This is a genomic window from Candidatus Hydrogenedentota bacterium, assembly GCA_035416745.1.
In the GTDB taxonomy this organism is placed as follows: domain Bacteria; phylum Hydrogenedentota; class Hydrogenedentia; order Hydrogenedentales; family SLHB01; genus UBA2224.
In genome coordinates, this window is record DAOLNV010000035.1 from 1 (window position 1) to 21,447 (window position 21,447).

The window sequence follows — 21,447 nt, forward strand, 5'->3', positions numbered from 1 at the left end:
ATTCTGCTAAACCCGAAGACTCTGACTTGAAGTGAGAAATGGACAATGACGTATTTGCTGATCGCGCTGACGCTGGCTGCTCCCGGCGAGAGTATGGCCACGGGAGCCGTGGCCTCCCCAGAAGAGATACAGGACGCAGTCCAGTGGCTCGATACCTATTTCGGAGAGACCCCGGGGGATGCCTGGGCATTCTCATTTGCGCACAATGGCGTCCCCGTGACGCAGTTGTTGCCAGGCTGGCGCCGCACGTGCGCGCAGGAAGCGGCGGTGCCGGGCGTTGCGCGCCACACACTGGTGTTCAGCGATGCCGCGAGCGGCCTGGAACTGACCTATACCGCCTTGCTCTATGAGAGGCACGCCGCCATCGAGCTGTTGCTGGAACTGCGGAACACGGCAAATGAGGCCTCGCCCCTGCTCGAACAGATCCGGTCTCTGGATTGCATCTTCTCAATGCCTCCGGGGCCGTGCACCATCCACCATGCACTAGGCGAGTTCAACTCGGAACGGAGCTTCATGCCAGTAGATGACCCGCTCGATATCGAGAAGGCGCCATCGCTCGTTATAGCCCCCCGAGGCGGCAGATCGTCCGATGAACATATGCCCTTCTTCAACGCGCACTGGGAGGGCGGAGGCGTGGTGGTTGCGATAGGCTGGGCTGGTCAGTGGGAAACCCGGTTCCGTTGCGAAGAGGGCAACCGTCTGCGTGTCGATTGCGGCATGCAGAAAACGCGGCTGCGCCTGCATCCGGGCGAGACGATCCGCACCCCGCGCGTCCTGCTCGAGTTCTGGAGAGGCGCCGACGCTCTTCGGGGCAACAATCTTTTCAGGCAGTGGATGTTGGCACACAATCTCCCGCGGCGCGGCGGCGACCTGGTGCTCGCTCCCATATGCGGTTCCGTGAGCGAGGTGGACCCGGACGGCTCGTACGAGGGGCCGCACGTGCGCGCCATGCAACCTCTGGCCGAACGCGGCGTAGAAATATTCTGGTCCGACATGGACCCGCAGCAGTGGTATCCGGGCGGGTTTCCTAACGGCACCGGCACCTGGGAGCCCGACCCCGCGAAATATCCTCGTGGGCTGCGCCCGATAGGCGAGGCGGCGCATGCCGCCGGTCTCGAGTACCTTCTATGGTTCGAGCCCGAGCGTGTAGCGCCCGGTACGCGAATAGAGGAGCTGCACCCAGAGTGGCTCGCACGGGGTGAGCCGTTTCACCTGTTCCGGCTGGATATTCCCGAGGCGCGTGACTGGCTGACGGACTACATCGACAAGCAGATTACTGAGGCGGACCTCGATTGGGTCCGTTGGGATTTCAACATCGAGCCGCTTGGATACTGGGAAAGAACCGACGAGCCGGAGCGCGAAGGCATCGCCGAAATCCGCCACGTGGACGGCCTGTACGCCATGTGGGAGGAACTGATGAGAAGGCATCCGGGTCTCGTGATCGACATATGCGCGAGCGGGGGCCGCCGCATCGATTTCGAAACGCTCCGGTACGGGCTGCCTCTGTGGCACAGCGACCTCCAGTGTTTTGGCCCCCATCCCGCCGCCGACCAGTTGCAGAACGGGGGCTTGTTCCGCTGGCTGCCTCTTCATGGCTGCGGCAACTTCGGCCTTGAGCCGGCGTATCTCTTCCGCAGCGCCATGACCACGGGCAACATTCTCACCGACAGCCCCGCCGCGCCCGGCGCCGGCAAGGAACTGGCCGTCCAACGCACCGTGGCCATTTACAACAAGCTGCGCCCGTTCATGCTCGGCGATTTCTATCCATTGTTCGCTCACCTTGCGGACGAGAGCGTCTGGTATGGCTTCCAATTCCATCGTCCAGACCTTGATGCGGGATTCGCCCTATTATTTCGGCGGGAAAACTCGCCGTACTTGCAGGCGGAACTGTCTCTGAAAGGCCTGAACGCCGAAAAACTATATGTTGTGACGTATGAGGATCGGCCTGAAAGTGAAGAGGTCTCCGGTAAGGCTCTTTCCGCCTACCCGGTCAGCGTCCCCGAGGCTCCTGGCAGCGCGATTCTCTACTATCGCTTGAAATAGCCCCTGCACTGCCCCGATGACGGCTTGAAATGCTCCCTCATTCACGGCGTGAGGCCTTTCTGCTGCCAAGCCCCACGTGACGCGAGGTCCGACAGCTTATACACGCGCGGCAGGAGGCGTGTAACCACTTGGCATCCTTGAGATTAACGCAGAGCGGCGTTAATGGTCAGTTGAACGTCCACAGCATTCACGGCGCCCGAACCGTCGGCATCGCAATCGAGGCCGTTGGGATCTCCAGCGAGCGATTGAGTACTGCGAAGCACGGCATTGATGACAAGCTGCACGTCGATTGCGTCGACTTTCCCGTCGCCGTTCACATCGCCGGTTACTGCGGCTGGGGGCGCCTCGTCACCAGGCACTTGCGGACCAGTCAAACCGTCCGGTTGGTACGCCACTTGTGCCCGCTTTTCGGCGCCGGAGGTCCGGTAAAGAACCTCGCCGGCGAGGACTGGCGCGCCGGTCTCGCCCGAGTCTGAGCGTATGCGGTAGGTGACGTGAGCCGGCAAGGCAGGGGTCCAGATCCACACGAAGCTCAGTTCGCCCGAGTCTCCCTCCACGGGCACGACCGCAGGCGGTTCGGCGGCGTCGAGCAGACCGTCGAAGGTCCAGCCTGGCGGCAACGTCTCTACCAGCCCGAGGGCCGAGATGGATTCCGGGCCGGCGCCGGTGAAAGTCACCGTCACCTCAGCGGCCTGTCCGCTAGCGACGACGTCGCGCACCGCGTTCAGCGCCGGCAGGGTTGTGACGCCTGCCCGACCAGTCTCCGCGCTCTTGGCAGTGGCGCCTGTGGCCGCGGTTCCGGGTGCGTATCCGTCTTCCGTACCCTCCTCGACATGGTAGCCGCCGAGATTGTAGAACTGGATCACGCGAAGGATTTCAGACACGCTGATCTGCCAATTCCGTGGATTGTAGTCACTGTCGTGCGGGACGCAGGACATGTCCGGGGTTCCGGGAAGGCCCGGCTCGTATCCGTCCTCGGTTCCGATGGCACAGTGATAGCCGCCGAGGTTGTAGAACTGGATCACGCGAAGGATTTCGGACACGCTGACGAGGTAATTCGCGGAATTGTAGTCCAGCGTGTGGTGAACACGTTGTGCCAGCGCGTTCCTGCCGCCGATCGCCGCTGTTTGTACGTCGCCTTGGCCCCACCACCTGTAAAGCACGTTTCCAGAGAAGGATTTTTCGCCGGTCTGGCCTGTCGGCACACTTACCCTGTAGGTGAAGGCGCACGGGAACGCGGGTACGCATGACCAGCCGAACTCGAGAGTGCCGGCAGTGCCGAAACTCGGGATAGTCGACGGACTACATTCCGGAGGATGGACGCTCACCAGGGAATCAAACGTCCAGCCGGCCGGAAGTTCCTCGACCACCGCCACGGTGTCTGGGTCGACCGGCCCGGGGTTATCGATGGTCACCGTGATCTCTTCGGTTCCCGGCGAAGCATATTTGTAGTACCAGAGCGAGCGGGAAGCAACCAGAGCCGAGTTGTCAGGGTCGAGGTAATCCGGGACACCGTCATCGTCTGAGTCACCGTAACCTTCCATCTCGTCGGGGATGCCGTCACCGTCGCTGTCCGTGTCCAAGTAGTTCGGGATGCCGTCGCTGTCCACGTCCTCCCCACCCTCGACTTCATCGAGGATGCCGTCACCGTCGCTGTCCGTGTCCAAGTAGTTGGCAATACCGTCGCCGTCGGTGTCCACACCGCCTTCGGACACGTCAGGGATGCCGTCGCCATCACGGTCGAATGCAAGCAGCTGCACATGAACGTAAGGCTGGGTGCAGGCGGGAGCGGAATCTTGAGCGAAGGCGGCCCAGAACTCGAGGTCGGTGGCGTCGTACACCACGTTCATGACGTTGCCGCTGGGCGTGGCAATGAGGTTGGCGATCGCCATCATGGTGTTCTGGTCGTGCGCGCCGTAGTTGGCGACGATATGGGGGAAGGCGCCACGTCCTTCATCTTCGTAGACGACGTCGACGGCGACATCGGGGGCGTATTCGTCCGCGGGGTCGTTATCGGTCCAGATGATAAGGTCGTCAGGCGGTGTTTCGGGGGCATGAGCAAGGATTTTCACGGCGGCCATTTCGTCCCGGCCATCGCCAAACACGTAGTGGTAACGCTTGATGCGTTGCGCGTTGCTAAGAATGCCGATGGCGTCGGAAAGGCTCCGCGCGTCGTAGAGAATCGTGCGGAACAGCGGCATGAAGTGGGTGCCATTCAGGTCATAGGGCGCTTCGCCGCCGGGCGAATTGCCCATCTCGGCCAGGGCGATTCCGGCCGCATTCATTCCCGTATGGGCGCCGGCCAGTCCGGCGGCAATAGGACTGACATGGGGCTGCCCGGACTCGGGAAGGTAGATGGCGATAAGAGGATAATCCTGCGAATTGGCGTTGAGATCCCAGTCAAGGTCGCGTGTCTGGTAGAGATGGCCGTCCGCCGTGGCCGTGTCCCAGGCAGCAACGGAACTGCACGAATAAGGGGCGACCACCATAAGGGTATGTGCCCTGCGGAGGGTCAAATAGTCGATGCCGGCGCCCGCCGCAATTCCCATCAATTCTTGCTCGTACCGGTCATCGGTATGCGGCGCGGTGGTGTTCCACGCGTCATCGAGGAAATCATCCGTGAACGAAGGTTCCTGCTGCTGGCTGTAGGCCAGGAATGCGGGGATGAACGCCTGTATTTCGGCTTGCATGAGTTGGCCGTATTGGTAGCCCATTTCGTAAGGCGTGCCAGCAACCACGACAACGGGGATTTCTTCCGCGCCCGACCCGGCGGAGGTGCGGTAACCGCTGCCGCCGATACCATCCGGTTCGTTGAGGTCGAACTCGACGTAGCTGCGCAGATGCGCGGGGATGGTTTCTCCTTCGGCGTAGGCGACCCAGAATCTGCGCGCAGTTGTATCGTAGATGATGCTGACGACGGTCGACTCCACGCCGTCGGCAACGGCGATTTCAATGGATTTTTCGGCGTTGATGGCGCCGTATCGCGACTCGATTGCGGCATACAGGGTCTGGTTGCCTTTTCGGCCGTCTTCGGGACCGGGCATCGCGTAAGCGCCGCCGTCATGGCGTTTCCAATAGACAACATCGGGCAGCGGCTGGTAGAAGGGTGAGTAATACGGGTGAGGCAGGGCGGATTCGCCGCCTTCGAACGCGTTGAAGCGGGTATTGCTGGTGAACAACAGCCGCGCATCGGGCTGGCCGACGGGGTCAGGGCCGCTGATGCAGTAGTAATACTGATTGGTGCGTGTGGCGCTTTCGATTCGGCTGAGCGCTTGCGCCAACGTGGTGGCATGATAGAGAGCGTCGCGAAGCAGGATGGGGAATGGAACTCCGTCCAGTGTCTCAGCATCGCCGAACCCGCCCATAATCTGGCTTTCCGCGATCCCGTGCTCATTGATCCCGCCTACGGCGGCGCCCGCCAGCCCGGCGAAGGTGATGACGGCGTGCTGTTCGCCGTCCTCGGGGTAGTACATGGCCACGACGGGGTAGTCCTGGGCGCCCGTGTCCATAGACCAGTCGAGGTTGCGCATTTGATAGAGATGGCCGTCGGCCGTTGCGTTCCCCCACGCGGCGAACAGCCCGCAGTTGTACTCGCCCATGTCGGGGACCATGTGAAGCTTCTGAAGTTCTCTGAAAGTGATCTCGGGGTGCCCCGCATCGGCGCATCCGTCGGCGATGCCGCGCAACTCGCGCTCCCACGCTTCCGTGTCGAAGTGGGTGCTGTTCCACATGGCATCGATGGCTTGGTCGTACAGGTCTTCGGGAACGCCGAAGGCGGCTTTCATGCCGGCCCAGCACGGGGCAATCTGGTCGGCCAGAAGTCTGCCGTACCAGTAGCCCATCTGGTAGCGGCTGCCGCCGACCTTGACGAGCGTGATGGCATCCTCTCCAGAGCCGACGGTCTCGATGGTTCCCCAGCCGCCGACGTCGCGATAGGGCAGGGTATTGGGCGTCACGACAACCTCCGTCGTGAATTTGAAGGGGTAAGGGCCGCCGCTGGGATAAGTCAATTCGACGAAGAAGGCCGTCCACCCCTGGCCGGGTTTGGGAACCGCTCCAATGTAAAGTCCGCCCCCCTGGTCAGTGAGCACTGAGCTGGTGTACGCGGCTCCGATGGTGTCCATGCGGAAATTGCGCTCGTTGGGATTGGTGGCTTGCCACAAGAGAACCTGGGTGGGCGCCGTGGCCGTTTGGACGTGAAGCGACCCGTCCGCCAGTTTGGACCAGGTGAACTGGGGCCGGGGCACGCCGTTAAGAATGGCGCCGTAAAAAGCGGCGATGTTGTAGACCGCCTCTGTATTCATGCCGTGATCGGTGTTGGGCACGTAGCGAAGGTACTTCTCGCCTTTCAGTCCGTCGAAATAGAACTGGGCGGAATCGGGCAGGAAGAACTGGTCGCCGGTCGCGTTCATGATGTACTTGGGCATGGTGAGCCGGTTGTCGGCATACCGGTAGGGGTCAACAACCCCCATCATGTCGCGGAACTGCGGGGTATGGAGCCAGCTCATGATATCCATGTCGACGTAATCCGAGAGGGCGTCTGCCCAATACCCGTAAGCATCCCAGTGGTGCTGCATGGAAACCTCAAGGTTCAAGACATCAATCACGATGGGGATGATGGCTTCCACGCGCGGGTCTACCAGGCCGGTGGTCCATGTGGTCCATCCGCGTTTTGAGCCCCCGGAGACCACGAACCCGTTGACGGCGGGATACTCGGCCTGGATGGTGTCCATGGCGCGCACAACAGCCTTGGTCATGGGCAGACGCGGAAGCCAGAGGGGGTCGCCGGTGGTTTTGTACTTGTCCCAGCAATAGGCAATCAACTCGTCTTCGGTGCGTCCGATATCGATGTATCGAGGATCAGTTTCATCGGCAAACCGCAAACGCTGGTTTGGAATCTGGCGCAGTTCAGCGACGATGGATTGCGTTTGCACAGCGATAAAAGTAAGGTCGGATGGCGGAGACGGCGGAATATAGCCGTTGTTGCTGCCGCCACTTATGAACAGCAACGCTTTCGTATGACTGACCACTTGGGGAACGATAATGGTCAGCTGGTGTTCCCAAAGGACTCGATCAACCTCTGCAAGCGAACGCCAGGTTTGCGAGCTCATGGGCCACATGGTGGCTGTGTAGCCGGGCCCGCTGTACGTAGTGAGAGGCGTTGGCCCATAGCTATAGGCTGGGTCCGGCGCCGCGGCATAGTCGTCGAGCGGCGTAGCACTGGCTGGCGCTGTCCAAAACGTCAATAACAGAGCAACAAGGCATAGCGCCTTCGTAGAGGTTGTCGTGCGGCTCATGCGAAGCGTCCCCCTCCTGATGTTTCGGCAATAGTACCTTGGTTGTTAATAGTCAAACTGTGGCGCACCACAAGTAGACTTTATGCTTCTGTGGGCATGATGTCAATGTTGAGGGCGCAAACGAGGCTTTGCGGACTCCTGAAAAGTCCGCAACGCATTTCGGTAGAATGCGTTACAACACGGTAAAAGCGCCCGGGGAAAACACTCGAGCCGACATATATCTAAAGAAGATACCCAGATGCGCGCGGGCCGGGACCGGATGGATTTTCTGGAACGACATGGATACACTCGGGGACGGTTCGGCTGCTTGAGGCGAGGTAGATAGGCCGGAGGCTTCGCCCAAGTACAAGAGGTACATGCTCACGGCGGAATGTCCGGCACGCAGAAGGAAGAAACGACCATGGATACGGCGAAAAGGCGGGCACTGTGCGCGGTCCTCGTGGGAATGGTCCTCGCGGGCGGAAACGTTCCGGCGTGGTGCGACCGGCCGGTGACGCGCGCGCCGTTCGTCTACGAGATCGACTACGAGGATGCCCAGGCCCGTAAAGGTTCCTTCAAGGAACATTTTGAGACGTTTGCGCCTGAACTATTTCATCCGGGCCCGGACCTGCGCTATTTCGGACGGTTCGGGTTTGGGTCTGGGGTCCCGCTTGAGCGGAGCATGAGTTTCGAAGCCTACGCCGAAGAGACGTCGGCCTATATTCGGTTTCTTCATGAGAAAGGGGTGCGCTGGGTCACGCCTTATCTCTGTAACCAGACACTGACAGGAAACGAGGTAACGCGGTCGGGGGCATGGGAAGTGCTGGACCGATGGGAAGAATTCGAACCGCTCGGTATCGGCCCAAAGCCCGCGTCACTGTTGGATTGGCTTCAACGGGAGCCGGACGGCAATCTTCACTACAACTACAAGCGCAAGTGTTTTCTTGAGCGTGGTTTGGGCGACGAATACATCCGGTTCGCGCCATGTCCGAGCCACCCGGGATGGCGACAGTTTTGCGCCAATGAAGCCCGGCTGGCCGCGCAAGTGGGATGCGACGGGCTCTTCATAGACAACTGTATTCTTCACTGCTACTGCGAACAGTGCGAGGCAGGATTCCAGAAGTACCTCAGACAGAAGTATACGTCCGAGGAGCTTCAAAGGGATTTTGGAGCAGAACGGTACGAGGATATGCGCCTATATTCAAGCGGTGACCTTCGGGTGTGGGCTCAATCCTTCGACGCGTTCATACCTTGGCTCGAGAAACGGTACCCTCCCCCGGAGCGTCTCGTTCATTTTGACACGGCGGGCGCGCTGGATGCCGAACACGTCGCGAACGCAGGCGGCGGCATGTTGGTGGGGGAGGCTTCGGTGTTCATCAGCGAACACGTTCTTGCGCCGGGCATCCGTCCCACCTTCGAGGCGCTGCGCCTGGCGAATCCGGCGTTGCAGACGCCGGAAGGCCGCCTGCGCTGGTTCGAAACTCAGAAGTTCTGGGCCTACAGCAATGGGCAGATGCTGGCCCAGATGCGAGATGCGGGCCGGACCGTCAAGCCGGATTTCTTCCTGGTTCCCAACTGGGGGACCTTGCAACGCATAAATGCCGCGGCCGGACGGGCAGAGGATGGCAAAGATTTCGAACTGATGAGGGCCGGGGCGGACTGGTGGATGTTTGAAGAGGGGAACACTACGGGGCTGGTTGCGCCCGGAGTGGTGGTGGAGTACGACGCAGAACTGCGTCTGGCCTTTGCGCACGGCTTGCGCGCCATGCTGTTGCCCTACAAGCTCGACGGCGCGGACGTCACCGCGGTCGCGTTGGCTGAGACGGCGGCGTCGGGCGGCAGCGTATTCGTGGGCATGCGCCAGGACGCCCCCATTCAGGCACGGTATCAATCGTTCTTCCGGGAGTTCGGCGATTTGTTCGACGGGTATACCTCCGGTGCCCGCATTGGGCTGGTTCATCTGTTTGACCAGCTGTTTTACCTCAACATCGAGCATGTCCGGCAGGTGCACGCGCTGAACCGCGCGCTGGCGGATATGCAGATTCCCTTTGACCACGTTGTCGAGAAAGACCTGACAGCGGACCGCCTCAACGAATACGACGTGGTGATCTTCCCGCATACGGTGTTTCTGAGCGACAAAGATGTCGATGCCATAGGCACGTATGTCGCCGGAGGCGGAACGCTTGCCGCAATCGGCGAAGTGGGAACGCGCGACCTGGCGTGCAAGCCGCGCACAGGCGTACCCCCGGCAACTCACCGGTATCCGACTCTCAACAGCGTTCTGACACAGGACGGCATATACCTCGAACCGGCGTTGCAGAGCGTTGAAACGGTTGAACTGGGAGAAGCGGCAGCCAGCCGGTACCTCAAGCTCGCCGAGTTTGACCGAGTGCTTTGGTTCAAGCGTTACCAGGAAACCGGTGTCCTCGGCGAATTGCTGGACAGCGCCTTGGGAGCGGATGCGCATATCCTGGACCCTGTGGCCGGCAGCGGCATGCGCGTGTTTGTGTACGAGAAGAGGCTGGGGGGCAAGACGCGGGTCGTGGTGCATCTTGTCAACAAGAACGTGCCGTTGGACCGGCCTGTGGAAGAACGCAGACTCGCGCGTGTTCGCAACCTGAAAGTGAACCTGCCGGTTCGCGGAAGCGGCGGCATATCTGAGCTTGAAGTCCATGCGCCGGAAGACACCGCGCCGCGGGTGGTGTTGGCGGATTACGCGCGGGGCCAGGTCGCGCTGGACGAAGTGGGAGCCTATACGTTGCTAACCTACCTCTGCGACACCGAATCAAATTAGTGGGCTGTTCGGCACTCTCAGGCAATCATACGCCGTTGAGGTACAGACGGCGTCTGGTCGGCAGAGTCACAGCGTTCAAGAGCTTATCGACTGGTTTCTCAGTTGACCGAGACCGCTTGCTTCTGCCAGAAACGACCATAATAAGAATTCTGCTGGAGGCGGACGACGGTTCCCACGGCACCGCCTGTTCGAAGAGCAGACCCGGTTGGGCGTAGCAGGACTCCGCGCTCGTGTCCGTTTTCTTTGGCCTGTTTGCGCTGATTCCGGGATCTTCTCAGGGGGCCGATTTCCGTGCCAGGTAGTGTCTTTCGCGTGGAATCCGGCCGGGTACAGCTCAAGTATCTTTTTTTCAATTCTTGGAGTATAACTGCATTAGTGGGAACTGACTTTGGAGCGGGTATCCGGCACTCAGTAGTGAGGAGGTGCAGTCCATGCGCAAGCATCAGCTCGCATTAATCCTGGCAATCACAATAACGGCGGCCTGTTCTTCCTCGTTGGCGGAATCCCAGGAAGAACTCGTGGGCAGCATCGCGAACGTGAAAGGAACGATCCATCTGCTTCGCGGACAGAACGAAGTTGCGGCGGGAAAAGGCACGCGCCTATACGCATCCGACATTATCCGGACGGACGCAGAGGCGGGCGTTGGCGTGGTCTTGAGGGATGACACGACGCTTTCGCTGGGTCCGTCGAGCGAACTCAAGATGTCCGAGTTCAAGTTCAAGCCGGACGAGGGTATTCTGGGAATGACGCTCAGCATAGCGAAAGGGACCCTGGTCTACATCTCCGGGCAAATTGCCAAGCTTGCTCCCGGCTCGGCCCAGATTGAAACCCCTGCGGGGGTAGCGGCGGTTCGCGGCACGGAACTCCTAGTGGAAGTGCCGGCAACGAAGGCCGAGAAACAAGCGGAGAAAGCAAAATGAAATGCGCGAACGTCATGGTTTTGATTCTTCTCTGCGTTGCGGCCGGATGCGCGAAAACCCCGAGGGCTAGTTTCTATCTGGTGCCCGACCCTGAAGGGCGTGTGGGCGAGGTCACGGTGACCAACCAAGCCGCCAGTGTGACACTGAACAAGGCCAACGAAACCGTAGCGGCAATGCGTGTGGACCAGGCATTTAAGGAATCACGCATGGCAACGTCCGAAGAGATTGAGACCAAGTTTGGCGACGCTCTCGCGCTCGTGCCGCCGCCGCCGAAGGGATTCAATATCTATTTCCACACCGACTCGAGCAAAGTGGATGCCGACTCGCTCCCTATGTTTGAGCAGGTCTTGGCGGAGGTGCGTCAGCGCGATTCGCACGATATAAGCCTGAACGGTCACACGGACCGGACAGGGGAAGCCGACTGGAACATGAAGTTGAGCCTGGAGCGTGCCAATGCTGTCAAGGTTCTGCTTGTGGAACAGGGCGTCTCTGCCGACTACCTGACCATCGAATATTACGGCGAAAGCAAGCCCGTTATTCCGACCGAGGACAACGTTAGCGAACCAAAGAACCGCCGGGTCGAAGTGGTTGTCCGGTAACCCGGGGGAGCGGTGGCGGACCGGTGATGCGGGCCAAGTCAAGGGACCGTCTTATGCGGCTGGGGGGTGGGGTCTGGGTGAAGGGTCACCGGCTTGCGCCGACGTCACACATCATCGTGTTGCTCGGCGGACTCCTCACGCTGTTCTTTCTTGTTCTCGTAGTATACCCCCCCTCGCCCGTCAAGGCCTTCGAGTACGTGGGATACGACGAGATGGTCCGTTTCCTCGGAGGAGAGCCGCCGCCTCCCGATGTGGCGGTGATAGACATAGACGAGCCGAGTCTTGCAAAGCTGGGGCAATGGCCGTGGCCGCGCTACCGGATAGCGGCGCTTGTCGAACAGGCCTCCGCCCTTGGCGCCCGCAGTATTGCGATGGATTTCCTCTTCGCGGAACCCGATCGGCTCTCTCTTGCTGAAGTAGGGGATCTGTACCGGCGGGACCGTGGCATTGAACTGAATCTGAGTGGAGTGCCGGGGGATGCCCTGGACAACGACCGGGTACTGGCTGAGACAGTAGCCAGGCACGCGGTAGTTCTGGGCGCGGACCTGAGGTTCGACGAAACGATGCCGGACCGCGGACAGGTCTGCGGGAATCCCTTGAGCGTTGTTCTCCGGGCCTTGCCCGAAACGGAAGGGACGCCGCCCGTTCCTCTTGCCTCCGGGATGGTATGCCCGGTTCCCGAGCTCGCCGAGGCCGCGACCTTCGTGGCGGCCACGAACTCGCTTCCCGACCGGGACGGCAAACTGAGACGGGCCCCGCTTGTGCTGCGCTGTGGCGAAAAGTGGGTGCCAAGCTTGGCCGCAGGCGCGCTCCTGGCCGCCTCGGGCGAGAATCAGGTGGTGCTGAAGTGGTCCAACGCGGGTGTGCTCGAGTTGCGTATCGGAGAGACTGTGATTCCGACGGATGGCCAGGGCAACCTGCTGTTTCCATTTCGCATGCGGCCGCCAGACCGGTTCCTGCATATCTCCGCAGCCGACCTTCTGGAAGGGCGAGTCGAACCCGAACGTCTCAAGGACAAGATTGTTTTTGTCGGGTCCTCCGCGAGCGGGCTTCAGGATATGCACGCGACACCGGTCATGCGATTGTGTCCCGGGGTGGACTTGCACGCCCTCGCGGCTGACGCAATTCTGCGGAAAGACTTCTTTGTCCAGCCAGGGTGGAGCCGGGGCGGGCAGGCCGTGCTCGTTGTCCTGGCAGGCGTCCTGGTGACGGTCTTGGCCGCCTGGACCCGCGTTGTGGTAAGCGCCCTGATGACCGCCGGGGCCATCGTAATGCTGACACTGAGCTGCTGGGCCATCTTCGACCAGTGGGGCGCCTATTGGTCCCCCCTCCCCGGAGTGAGCATGCTGGCCGCTGGCGCGTCACTGCTTACCTTCGTGCGTCTGCGTCACGAAGAGAAGCGCAAGCAGCTTCTGAGACAATCCTTCGCGCGATACGTGAGCGCGGAGATTGTCGATCAGATCGTCCGAAGCTCCCAGCCCGTGAACGTGAGCGGCGAGCGCAGAACGGTTACCATTCTGTTAACCGACATCCGCGGATTCACGTCGATGTCCGAGACCATGGCTCCGGAAGAGCTTGTGCAGTTCCTGAACTCCTACTTTGCGGCCATGATCGACATTATCCTTGAAAACGAAGGGACGCTCGACAAATTCATGGGCGATGCGGTGCTGGCGTTGTTCGGCGCGCCCGTACAACACGACGACGACGCGCTTCGGGCCGTGAAAGTGGCACTGGCCATGCAAGAGACGCTGGGCGGCCTGAATGCACAGTGGCAAGAGCGCGGAAAGCCGCGGATTCGAGTGGGCATTGGGATCTCGACGGGGGAAGTGATTATAGGCAATATTGGTTCCGCGCGGCGGCTCGAATATACGGCTATTGGAAGAGACGTGAATTACGCCCAGCGCATCGAAGCGCTTACAAAAGAACTTCCCTTCGACATCCTGGTGAACGAGACCACTTACGAACAGGTCAAAGACTACGTGGACGCCGAGAAGTTTGGCCCCCTGGCTATTCGGGGCAAAGAGGCGCCTGTCTGCATTTATGGCATCAGGGGGCTCAGTAGTAGTTCACACTGATGCGCGTGCCGCACTTTGGAGGCGCGGGGCCGATCAGCGGTTTCACAAAAAGGTTGCTCGAATGAGCCGCTGTGCGCGAAGATATGGCAAAGACGCTTGCCACGGGCATTGGAGCAGATATCATGCATATTGAATCGTATCTTGGGCGCAATGAACTCTTTATGGGACTCGGTCTCCAAACCATCGAGCGCATCGCGAAAGAGTTCCGCAAGGTCGCATTCAAGGCGGGGGACTCGATTATTATCGAGGGAAGCCGCGGCGAAACGTACTATCTCATTGCGACCGGTGAAGCGACGGTGCTCAAGGGCGCCGGAGTCGGTCAACGAGAGCTCCAGCGATTGGGGCCGGGAGACGGCTTCGGTGAGATGTCGCTTGTGGCGGATGAGCCGCGTTCTGCCACGGTGAAAGCGGTCTCGGATGTGGAACTCCTGTGCCTGGACCGCGAGCAGTTCATTGTGTTGATGGACCAGGAAGAACGGTTTGCCCAGCGTATCCTTCGGCTCTTATCCCAACGTCTTCGACAGTCGAACCAAGTTGCCACGCTGGATTTGCTTCGTGCACATCAGGGCCTGATCATTTCACTTGCCGAACTGGCCGAATCGCGGGATGCCGATACGGGCGCTCACTTATACCGTGTGCGGGATCATTGCACGCTCTTGGCCAAGCTTATGTCGGCGGACGTTCGATTCAAGGATGATGTCGACCCGGACTTTATCGAAGCCATCTACTACGTGAGTCCGCTGCATGATATCGGCAAGGTGAGTATTCCTGATGCCATTCTGCTGAAACAGGGCAAGCTCACCCCTGCGGAGTTCGAGGTTATCAAGACCCACACGCTAGTCGGCGGCCACGCGCTTGATACAGTGCTTCAATACTGCGACCTCCAGATGTTCCGCATAGCACGGGATCTCGTCATGAGTCACCATGAGCGGTACGATGGGAACGGGTATCCGTCCGGAATACGGGGCGAGGAGATTCCCCTCGCGGCGCGCATCATGGGTATCGCGGACCATTACGATGCCCTGCGCTCGAAACGCGTGTACAAGGAAGCGTTTACGGCCGAGGAAGCTATCCAGAACCTTCGCGAAGAAAGCGGAAAGAGGTTTGATCCCGCTGTCGTCGACGTCATGCTCGCCCACATCAACCTTTTCGAAGAGATACATGACCAATACGCGGAGATGGAGGCGCTTCCCGAAAAACATGCCGGATTCCTATGACCCCCCGGCCGCCGCTCACGCCCCTTCGCGCCAGCGCAAAACGCGAACAAGCCAAGCGGCGGAGAGCGGGCCGGACGTGTTCACTTCAAGACGGTTGCACCCATGATACCGAAGATAACGTCGTTGGCCACCGCCTCGAATTCCACGGAGGCGAGTTCCGCGCCGGGTTTCAAAAGGAACGGGACGAGATGGGCCTCGGTGTCAACGGCAACGGGCTGGGTAAGGTCCTGCACATCCGCCGAGCCCGCGGGCCCGTGGCGGCCGCCAAGGTTCTCGAAACCGTTGGCCTGGCAGTCGTGATAGCGGCCGCACCACGTGCCCCAGCAGTCACCGATGGTGAAGGGATTGACCAGGTCGGTGGATTCGGCGGCCCCGTCGGCATAATTGAGCGTGACCCGCACATTGGGCACGTGGCTTTGCACAGGGAACGTAATGCCGCTGATCATCAGGTACAGCGTCTGTCCCGCTGTCTGCACAGGAAACGCCAACTTCGCAGGAAAACCTCCGGTGACCGTGACAACGCCGATGTTCGGGCCTTCCTTGGCTGTTTTGAAGGGGATGCCGTCCCGGGTCCAGGCGATGCCGTCCGGGCCGGTCTTGGCGCGCCACGAGGCGTCGCTCAGGGTTTCGATGCGGCCGCCATGGTGCGTTTCCCTGAAATGGTCTTTCCAATAGCCGAAATTGACCTGGCTCGCGGGCATCTCGGGGGCGGGCGCATGCTCCTGGACGTACCGGGGCGCATCGACAAGCTCCGAGTTGAACACGCCGGAAAGGTCCACAAGGGCCCAGCGTGCGAGGTCGTGCTCGCCGGCATCCGGAGCGTGCCACATGCGCTCGGGCGGAGGAGGGGTTTCTGGGCCGATTTGGAGCCGAACGGGCATCCACGTCGTCAGAGGCGGCTGGCCAGCCAGGACGAACAGCACGCCGGGCCCTGGCGCGCCTGCGGCCGTCCCGCGCAATGTGCCGTTCTCAAGCCGAACGCCGCTGAGGAGGCCTTGCGGATCCTGCCACGCCGTAATGACTGAGCCAGACAATGCCAACTGGCAATCCGAGCTTTCCGAGACAGTCACCCGTTCGGGGACCGGCATTGAGCGCGGAACAAACACGACTTCGACGGCTCCCCGCGTTGCGGGGACCGTTTCGACGACCGCCCAGGTTGTCCCGCTGAACCCCGGCTCAAAGGTTGTCGGCGTTTTCGCGGAGGGCGTCACGCGCACATCGCGGACTTCCGACCCCGCGACAGGCAGACGCCATCGCACGGCGGTTTCGATTGGCGATTCCCATTCCACCCAGACGCGCCCGTCGTTTCGCCGCCACGAATAGGAGAAATGAGGCGCTGTGATGGCCGCGTCGGTCCAGTCGCCTGGAAACTGAGGTGTAACGTGGACACAGCCATCCTGCCGCTTCGGGCAAATGCCAAAGAGCCCTTCGACAACGGCGCGGCCCCACATGCTGGACGCGTCGGCGAACTCGTCGTTGGCGCGCTGGCGGCCGTCGACGTAGCTGTGGCACGACAGCCCGCCCGGGGTGGGACCGTTGAAAATGCCGCAGAGGGAGGCGCGCAACAGGGCATAGGCCTCGCCGCTGCGGCCAGCGGCGTAGTTCGTGAGGGCGTAGTTGAGTTCCTCGCCATAGGCCATCTCGTAGGTGCTGTGGGTGTAACTTCGCCCGCGGTTCGGGTACCAGTTGGAACTCCAGACAAGCATGCCGCCGCCTGGCGTGCTTTCGGTGCGCAGGTGCGTGTCCGCCCAGTCGAGCATCTGGTAGGTCTGGAACGGGTCCGCGGCGCCGAATTCGGCAGCATGATAGAGCGTTGGCAGCTCCGGTTCGGGGTGGAGGAGCTGATGGCCCCGGGTGTCACGGTACTCCGCAAACGTGCCCAGCCGCTTCATCCACAGTACTTCCTGGATCGCTTTGAGGGTGCGTTCTGCCCGGGCTTGAAAGGGCGCGGGGTCGCGCCGGAGCCTGACCGCGAGCTCAGCCATGAACCGGTTCGCGTTGAGCATGTAGGCCGAAGCCTGTGTGCACTGGCCCCGGATGTACCAGTGCGAATCGCTGATCCAGGTATTGAGGGCGCTTTCGTACAATCCCTCATTTGCGGGCTGCAGACGTGTATCCTCCCACTCGAGGATCCCCTCGAGGACGGGGAAGATGCGCTCCATCAGTTCCAGGTCGTTGGTATAGTCGAAATATTGCCGGACATGGTCGAAGAACACCTCGTTCATGTTGTAAAAAACGCCGGGTTCGTACTCGAGGAGGGAGCCGAGCGCGCCCGCGTCGGGTCCCTCTTTCACAAGCCCGAGGGTGGTGTGCGCCTCAATATATTGGCGGACGCGCTCGGTCCAGCCATAGCAGACCGGGCCATAGCCCGTGCGCCAGCCAAGATACGCGAAGCGCCAGGACCAGCCGCCGTGCACCGTCGCCAGGCCGCCCCACGTCCCTTCCGTGGCAAAGGCCATCATCGGGACTGCCGCGTCGAGATAGGGGTCGGGCGTCCGCACGGTCACACGTTGGGCAATAGAACGGTTCCGCTCGAGTGCGGCAGCCCACGCGCTGGCCGGGTCGTCAATATCCCCGGCGATGCGTCCGCCCATGCCCACTACGATAAAGCTGTCGGACGTGGCCTCGGACAGGGGTATTTGTTGTACCGCGACCCGGTTGCGTTGTTCGGTTGCGTCTGTTGCAGCAGCCATCGATGCGGTTAGCTCGAGGGGAGACACGCCGAACAGGCCGGGGTCGCCGAACCCGCCCCCACTTTTCCAGGAGCTGCCGCCCTGAACGACGGCCTCCCATCGCGGCAGATTGCGCCACGCACTGAACGCCTCGCGCGTCACAACGTCGGACTCGTCAAAGGCGCGCCGCAGCGCAAACCCTTCAGCCTGCCAGGAGACGCGATCTTTGGCGCATTGCTCGGGCGCAAAAACAAACTCGGGGGCCGTCATGTTGTAGTTGGTGAAAAATGCGGAAGCGCCGCCGTACCCCCACAACAAGGAAGCGCCCTTGTGCGGCCCACTGACCGCCAGCTTCACGATGAGTCCGGCGGCATCGGCCAAAGGTGCGGCCTCCAGCCGCACCTGCGTGTCGGGGAACGCGGCATCCCGGAGGACATAGATCATCCGCCCTTCCACGTAGGCGGCGTCGATATTGGACCACTGGTGGAGCCATTTTCCGGACGAGCCTTGAGTCACGCCGATGTACAAGTGGCCCAGGAGCCCTCCCGCGGCATGGTAATCGAACAGGAAACGGGGCTCGTTATAGGCGAGAACCACCGGCCGGAAAGAGCTGCGCGGAATCTTGGCCAGTTCCTCGGGCGTCCAAATCATTGTGCGGTCCGCGGGTGGATAGAGAGGCCGGCGATGGAGCCGGCAGTCCCCTTCTGCGACTCCGATGTCCGACCCCGGTTGGGGGCGCTGGGCGGCCGCGTCGTCGCTGATACGGATTTGCCATCCCCCCGGAACGGGGGTATAGCGGCTCACCTCTGGCTGGGCAAAGGCGTCGGCATGTCCAACTGCCGAAAGGATGGACACGCTGAACAAAACAACGTCAGACAACATCTGATCAGGTAACCTCCCCAAACCAGCCGCGCCGCTCCAGCCATTTTGCCGCTTCCAGGACCGGCGCAACCGTAGCCGCAAGAGTGATCACGATAGCCCAATCGAACCAAGGCAAGCTATAAGTGCCAAACGGCGCATGGAGGAACGGAACGTAGACAATCAGAGAAAGCAACATCAATTCCCACACGATTGCCGCGTTCAGCCATTTGTTGGCGAAGGGACGAATCAACGCGGAGTGCCGGTCTGACCGGAAGTTGTATGCTTTGAAAAACTCGGTGAGCACCAACTGAACGAAGACCATTGTCATAGCCTCATCCTGGGTCCGGCCAGATTTCAACGCCCAGGCAAATATGCCCGCGTTAATGATCGTAGACCAGATTCCCCCTGCCAGCATCAGGCTGACAACGGGCCGGGTGAAGATGCCTGCGCGCGGGTTGCGTGGGCCGCGGCGCATCAGGTCGGGCTCGGGCGGATCCACAGCCAGCGCGAGGGCGGGCAGTCCGTCAGTAGCGAGATTGACATACAGTATCTGCACGGCGCTCAAAGGCAGCGGCAGGCCCGCCAGCGAAGCGCCGGCCATCAAACCGATCTCGCCAATGTTGGACGAGAGCAGGTACATCAAATACTTCTTGATGTTGCCCGAAATGCCGCGGCCCTCCTCGACGGCCGCGACAATTGAGGCGAAGTTGTCGTCCGTGAGAGTCATTGCGGCGGCTTCTTTGGTCACGTCCGTGCCAGTGATCCCCATCGCGACGCCAATATCGGCTTTTTTGAGCGCGGGCGCATCGTTCACGCCGTCGCCGGTCATGGCAACCACATGGCCTTTCTTCTGCAGGGCCGTGACAACGCGCAACTTGTGGGCCGGAGAAACGCGGGCATAGACTTCAACATTCTCTACCTCGCGATCGAATTCGTCTTCGCTCATATCCTCCAATTCGGCCCCGGTTACGACGCGGCCACCCTTCAACAAGCCCAGTTCCTGCGCCACAGCCTGTGCCGTAAGAGGGTGGTCGCCCGTAATCATTACGGGCCTGATGCCGGCCTGCTCGCACATCTGAATCGCGGCCTTTGCTTCAGGACGGGGGGGATCGATCATGCCCACCAGCCCCAGAAACGTCATCTCGTGTTCGGCATTCTCCAGCGTCGCTTTGGACTTGGATGCCACGGCAAGAATACGCAACGCTTCGCTTGCCATCAGCCGGGCCGTATCCACGATTTCCTCCCGGCTTGTGGCATCAAGCGGGACCACTGCGTCTTCCATCAGTTGCTTGACGCAGGACGCAAGTATGAATTCCGGCGCGCCTTTGGAGTATGCGACGAGGCCATCGGCTCCGGCATGCAGCGTAGTCATGCGCTTGGTTTCGGAGGTGAAAGGAATCTCGCTCACCCGGGGGTACTCTTCGTCAAGGTCGGCCTTCTTGAACCCAGCTTTGGCAGCGGCGACCACCAATGCGCCTTCAGTAGGATCCCCTTTCACGCGCCAACGCTCTTCCTGCTCGCTGTAAACGATGTGTGCGTCAGAGGCGAGCGTGGCAGCGCGCAGCAGGGCCTTAAGCGCCTCGGTGGGTTCCAGGGTGAGACCGCCGCGCGAGAAATGTCCGGCCGGTTCGTACCCGGTACCCGAAACGTCGAGCACCCGTCCGGCGACAAAGACCTTGCGAACGGTCATCTCGTCTTTTGTCAGCGTGCCGGTCTTGTCAGTACAGATGACCGACGTGCTGCCGAGTGTTTCGACCGCCGCCAGACGGCGCATCAAGGCGTTTCGCTTGACCATCCTCTGCACCCCGATAGCGAGGGAGATCGTCACGACCGCCGGCAGCGCCTCGGGGACGACGGCGACGGCGAGGGCTATGCCGAAAACCAGCATTTCGACGAACGGTTGTCCACGGAACAAACCGAGAACGACGATTACTGCCACGATCACGAATGCCGCACGAGCCAAGGTTTGGCCGAGCCGGTCCAGGTTTTCCTGCAATGGGGTCTTGCCGGCTTCGATAGTCTGGAGCATTCGGGCAATCTTGCCGAACTCGGTGCTCATGCCCGTAGCCACAGCAACCCCGCGGCCGCGGCCGTATGTGGCTGCAGTACCCGCATAGGCCATGTTCTTGCGATCGCCCAAGGCCAATTCGCCGTCAGGAAGCGCGTCACAGTGTTTTTCGACAGCGACCGATTCGCCTGTGAGTGAGGCCTCCTCAATCTGCAGATTGATGCTCTCGACAAGCCTGAGGTCGGCTGGTATCCGGTCGCCCGCCCGCAAGAGAACGAGGTCGCCCGGCACAAGCTCGCGGGAAGGGATCTCGGTCTCGACTTCGTCGCGAAGCACGGTCGCAGTGGGTGCAGCCATTTTCCTGAGTGCTTCGATAGCACGTTCCGCGCGGTACTCCTGCACAAAACCCAGCCCCACCGCGAACAAAACGATGACGCCTATGGCGATGGATTCTATTTCATGTCCGAGAAAAGCGGAGATGACGACCGCTATGAGCAGGATGATAATCAACAGGTTCTTGAACTGCTCGATAAGAATCGACCACGGAGATATTTGACGGGCGGCCTGCAGTTCGTTCGGCCCGGTCTCGGCAAGACGCCTGACCGCCTCGTTCTGGCTCAACCCCGCGAGGCTTGTCTTCTGGGAAGAAACGACCGCTTCCGCAGCAAGTGTGTGCCAGAGTGGAGTTGCCTCCTTGCTTGATTTGCTCATCCGTGCTTTCCTTGTGGAGCTTTCAAGACACCCGTTTGCTTGGCAGCCGCGGGCCGCACAGCCTTGCGTCGGGGTGAACTGCCGCCTGCCTGCCATTGGCATTGCCGCAATTGCAGCAGCCGCCTTGGCGGCTTTTGGAGCGCCGAACAGAGGAGCGCAGGAAACCAGAGCCGCACTCTCCCGTGCGGCTACATCCACCCTTGCGCTCCAAATAAGAGAATCCTCTTAATATGCTATCAGAACAAGGCTTAGTTTGTCTCTCTGCAGCTTT

General features: G+C 60.9%; 9 protein-coding genes. 6 read left to right on the plus strand and 3 right to left on the minus strand.

Annotation, left to right across the window (positions count from 1 at the left end):
- Nucleotides 1-45 precede the first annotated feature (45 nt).
- Nucleotides 46-2,043, plus strand: coding sequence for an alpha-galactosidase (locus PLJ71_12020; GenBank protein ID HQM49404.1), 1,998 nt, complete (start codon nucleotides 46-48; stop codon nucleotides 2,041-2,043).
- Nucleotides 2,044-2,186: 143 nt separating this feature from the next.
- Here the strand turns inward: PLJ71_12020 and PLJ71_12025 are convergent, their stop codons facing one another.
- Nucleotides 2,187-7,340: a C45 family autoproteolytic acyltransferase/hydrolase gene (locus PLJ71_12025; protein ID HQM49405.1), complete on the minus strand. Its 5,154-nt coding sequence runs from the start codon at nucleotides 7,338-7,340 to the stop codon at nucleotides 2,187-2,189.
- Nucleotides 7,341-7,740: 400 nt separating this feature from the next.
- Here PLJ71_12025 and PLJ71_12030 point away from each other — a divergent pair, with 400 nt between their 5' ends.
- From PLJ71_12030 to PLJ71_12050, 5 genes are all read left to right on the plus strand, one after another.
- Nucleotides 7,741-10,113: a hypothetical protein gene (locus tag PLJ71_12030; GenBank protein ID HQM49406.1), complete on the plus strand. Its 2,373-nt coding sequence runs from the start codon at nucleotides 7,741-7,743 to the stop codon at nucleotides 10,111-10,113.
- A gap of 431 nt (nucleotides 10,114-10,544) precedes the next feature.
- Nucleotides 10,545-11,033, plus strand: a complete 489-nt coding sequence (locus PLJ71_12035) for a FecR domain-containing protein (GenBank protein HQM49407.1) — start codon at nucleotides 10,545-10,547, stop codon at nucleotides 11,031-11,033.
- Nucleotides 11,030-11,632 (plus strand): OmpA family protein, encoded by a 603-nt coding sequence (locus tag PLJ71_12040; GenBank protein ID HQM49408.1) that lies wholly within the window; start codon nucleotides 11,030-11,032, stop codon nucleotides 11,630-11,632. The genes PLJ71_12035 and PLJ71_12040 overlap by 4 nt, the downstream gene beginning before the upstream one ends.
- A 53-nt stretch (nucleotides 11,633-11,685) precedes the next feature.
- Complete coding sequence (locus PLJ71_12045; protein ID HQM49409.1) at nucleotides 11,686-13,707, plus strand: adenylate/guanylate cyclase domain-containing protein; 2,022 nt, start codon at nucleotides 11,686-11,688, stop codon at nucleotides 13,705-13,707.
- Nucleotides 13,708-13,829: 122 nt separating this feature from the next.
- Nucleotides 13,830-14,924 (plus strand): cyclic nucleotide-binding domain-containing protein, encoded by a 1,095-nt coding sequence (locus PLJ71_12050; GenBank protein HQM49410.1) that lies wholly within the window; start codon nucleotides 13,830-13,832, stop codon nucleotides 14,922-14,924.
- A gap of 80 nt (nucleotides 14,925-15,004) precedes the next feature.
- Here PLJ71_12050 and PLJ71_12055 read toward each other — a convergent pair whose 3' ends face one another.
- On the minus strand, nucleotides 15,005-18,478 hold the full coding sequence (locus PLJ71_12055) for a DUF4450 domain-containing protein (protein HQM49411.1): 3,474 nt from the start codon (nucleotides 18,476-18,478) through the stop codon (nucleotides 15,005-15,007).
- Between the two features lie 4 nt (nucleotides 18,479-18,482).
- Nucleotides 18,483-21,176 (minus strand): cation-translocating P-type ATPase, encoded by a 2,694-nt coding sequence (locus PLJ71_12060; protein HQM49412.1) that lies wholly within the window; start codon nucleotides 21,174-21,176, stop codon nucleotides 18,483-18,485.
- Between the last annotated feature and the right edge of the window lie 271 nt (nucleotides 21,177-21,447).

What these genes read in the sequence shown, in the direction of transcription:
- PLJ71_12020 (HQM49404.1), top strand. Translation starts at nt 46, where the DNA reads ATGACGTATTTGCTGATCGCGCTGACGCTGGCTGCTCCCGGCGAGAGT.
- PLJ71_12025 (HQM49405.1), bottom strand. Translation starts at nt 7,340, where the DNA reads ATGAGCCGCACGACAACCTCTACGAAGGCGCTATGCCTTGTTGCTCTG.
- PLJ71_12030 (HQM49406.1), top strand. Translation starts at nt 7,741, where the DNA reads ATGGATACGGCGAAAAGGCGGGCACTGTGCGCGGTCCTCGTGGGAATG.
- PLJ71_12035 (HQM49407.1), top strand. Translation starts at nt 10,545, where the DNA reads ATGCGCAAGCATCAGCTCGCATTAATCCTGGCAATCACAATAACGGCG.
- PLJ71_12040 (HQM49408.1), top strand. Translation starts at nt 11,030, where the DNA reads ATGAAATGCGCGAACGTCATGGTTTTGATTCTTCTCTGCGTTGCGGCC.
- PLJ71_12045 (HQM49409.1), top strand. Translation starts at nt 11,686, where the DNA reads ATGCGGCTGGGGGGTGGGGTCTGGGTGAAGGGTCACCGGCTTGCGCCG.
- PLJ71_12050 (HQM49410.1), top strand. Translation starts at nt 13,830, where the DNA reads ATGCATATTGAATCGTATCTTGGGCGCAATGAACTCTTTATGGGACTC.
- PLJ71_12055 (HQM49411.1), bottom strand. Translation starts at nt 18,478, where the DNA reads ATGTTGTCTGACGTTGTTTTGTTCAGCGTGTCCATCCTTTCGGCAGTT.
- PLJ71_12060 (HQM49412.1), bottom strand. Translation starts at nt 21,176, where the DNA reads ATGAGCAAATCAAGCAAGGAGGCAACTCCACTCTGGCACACACTTGCT.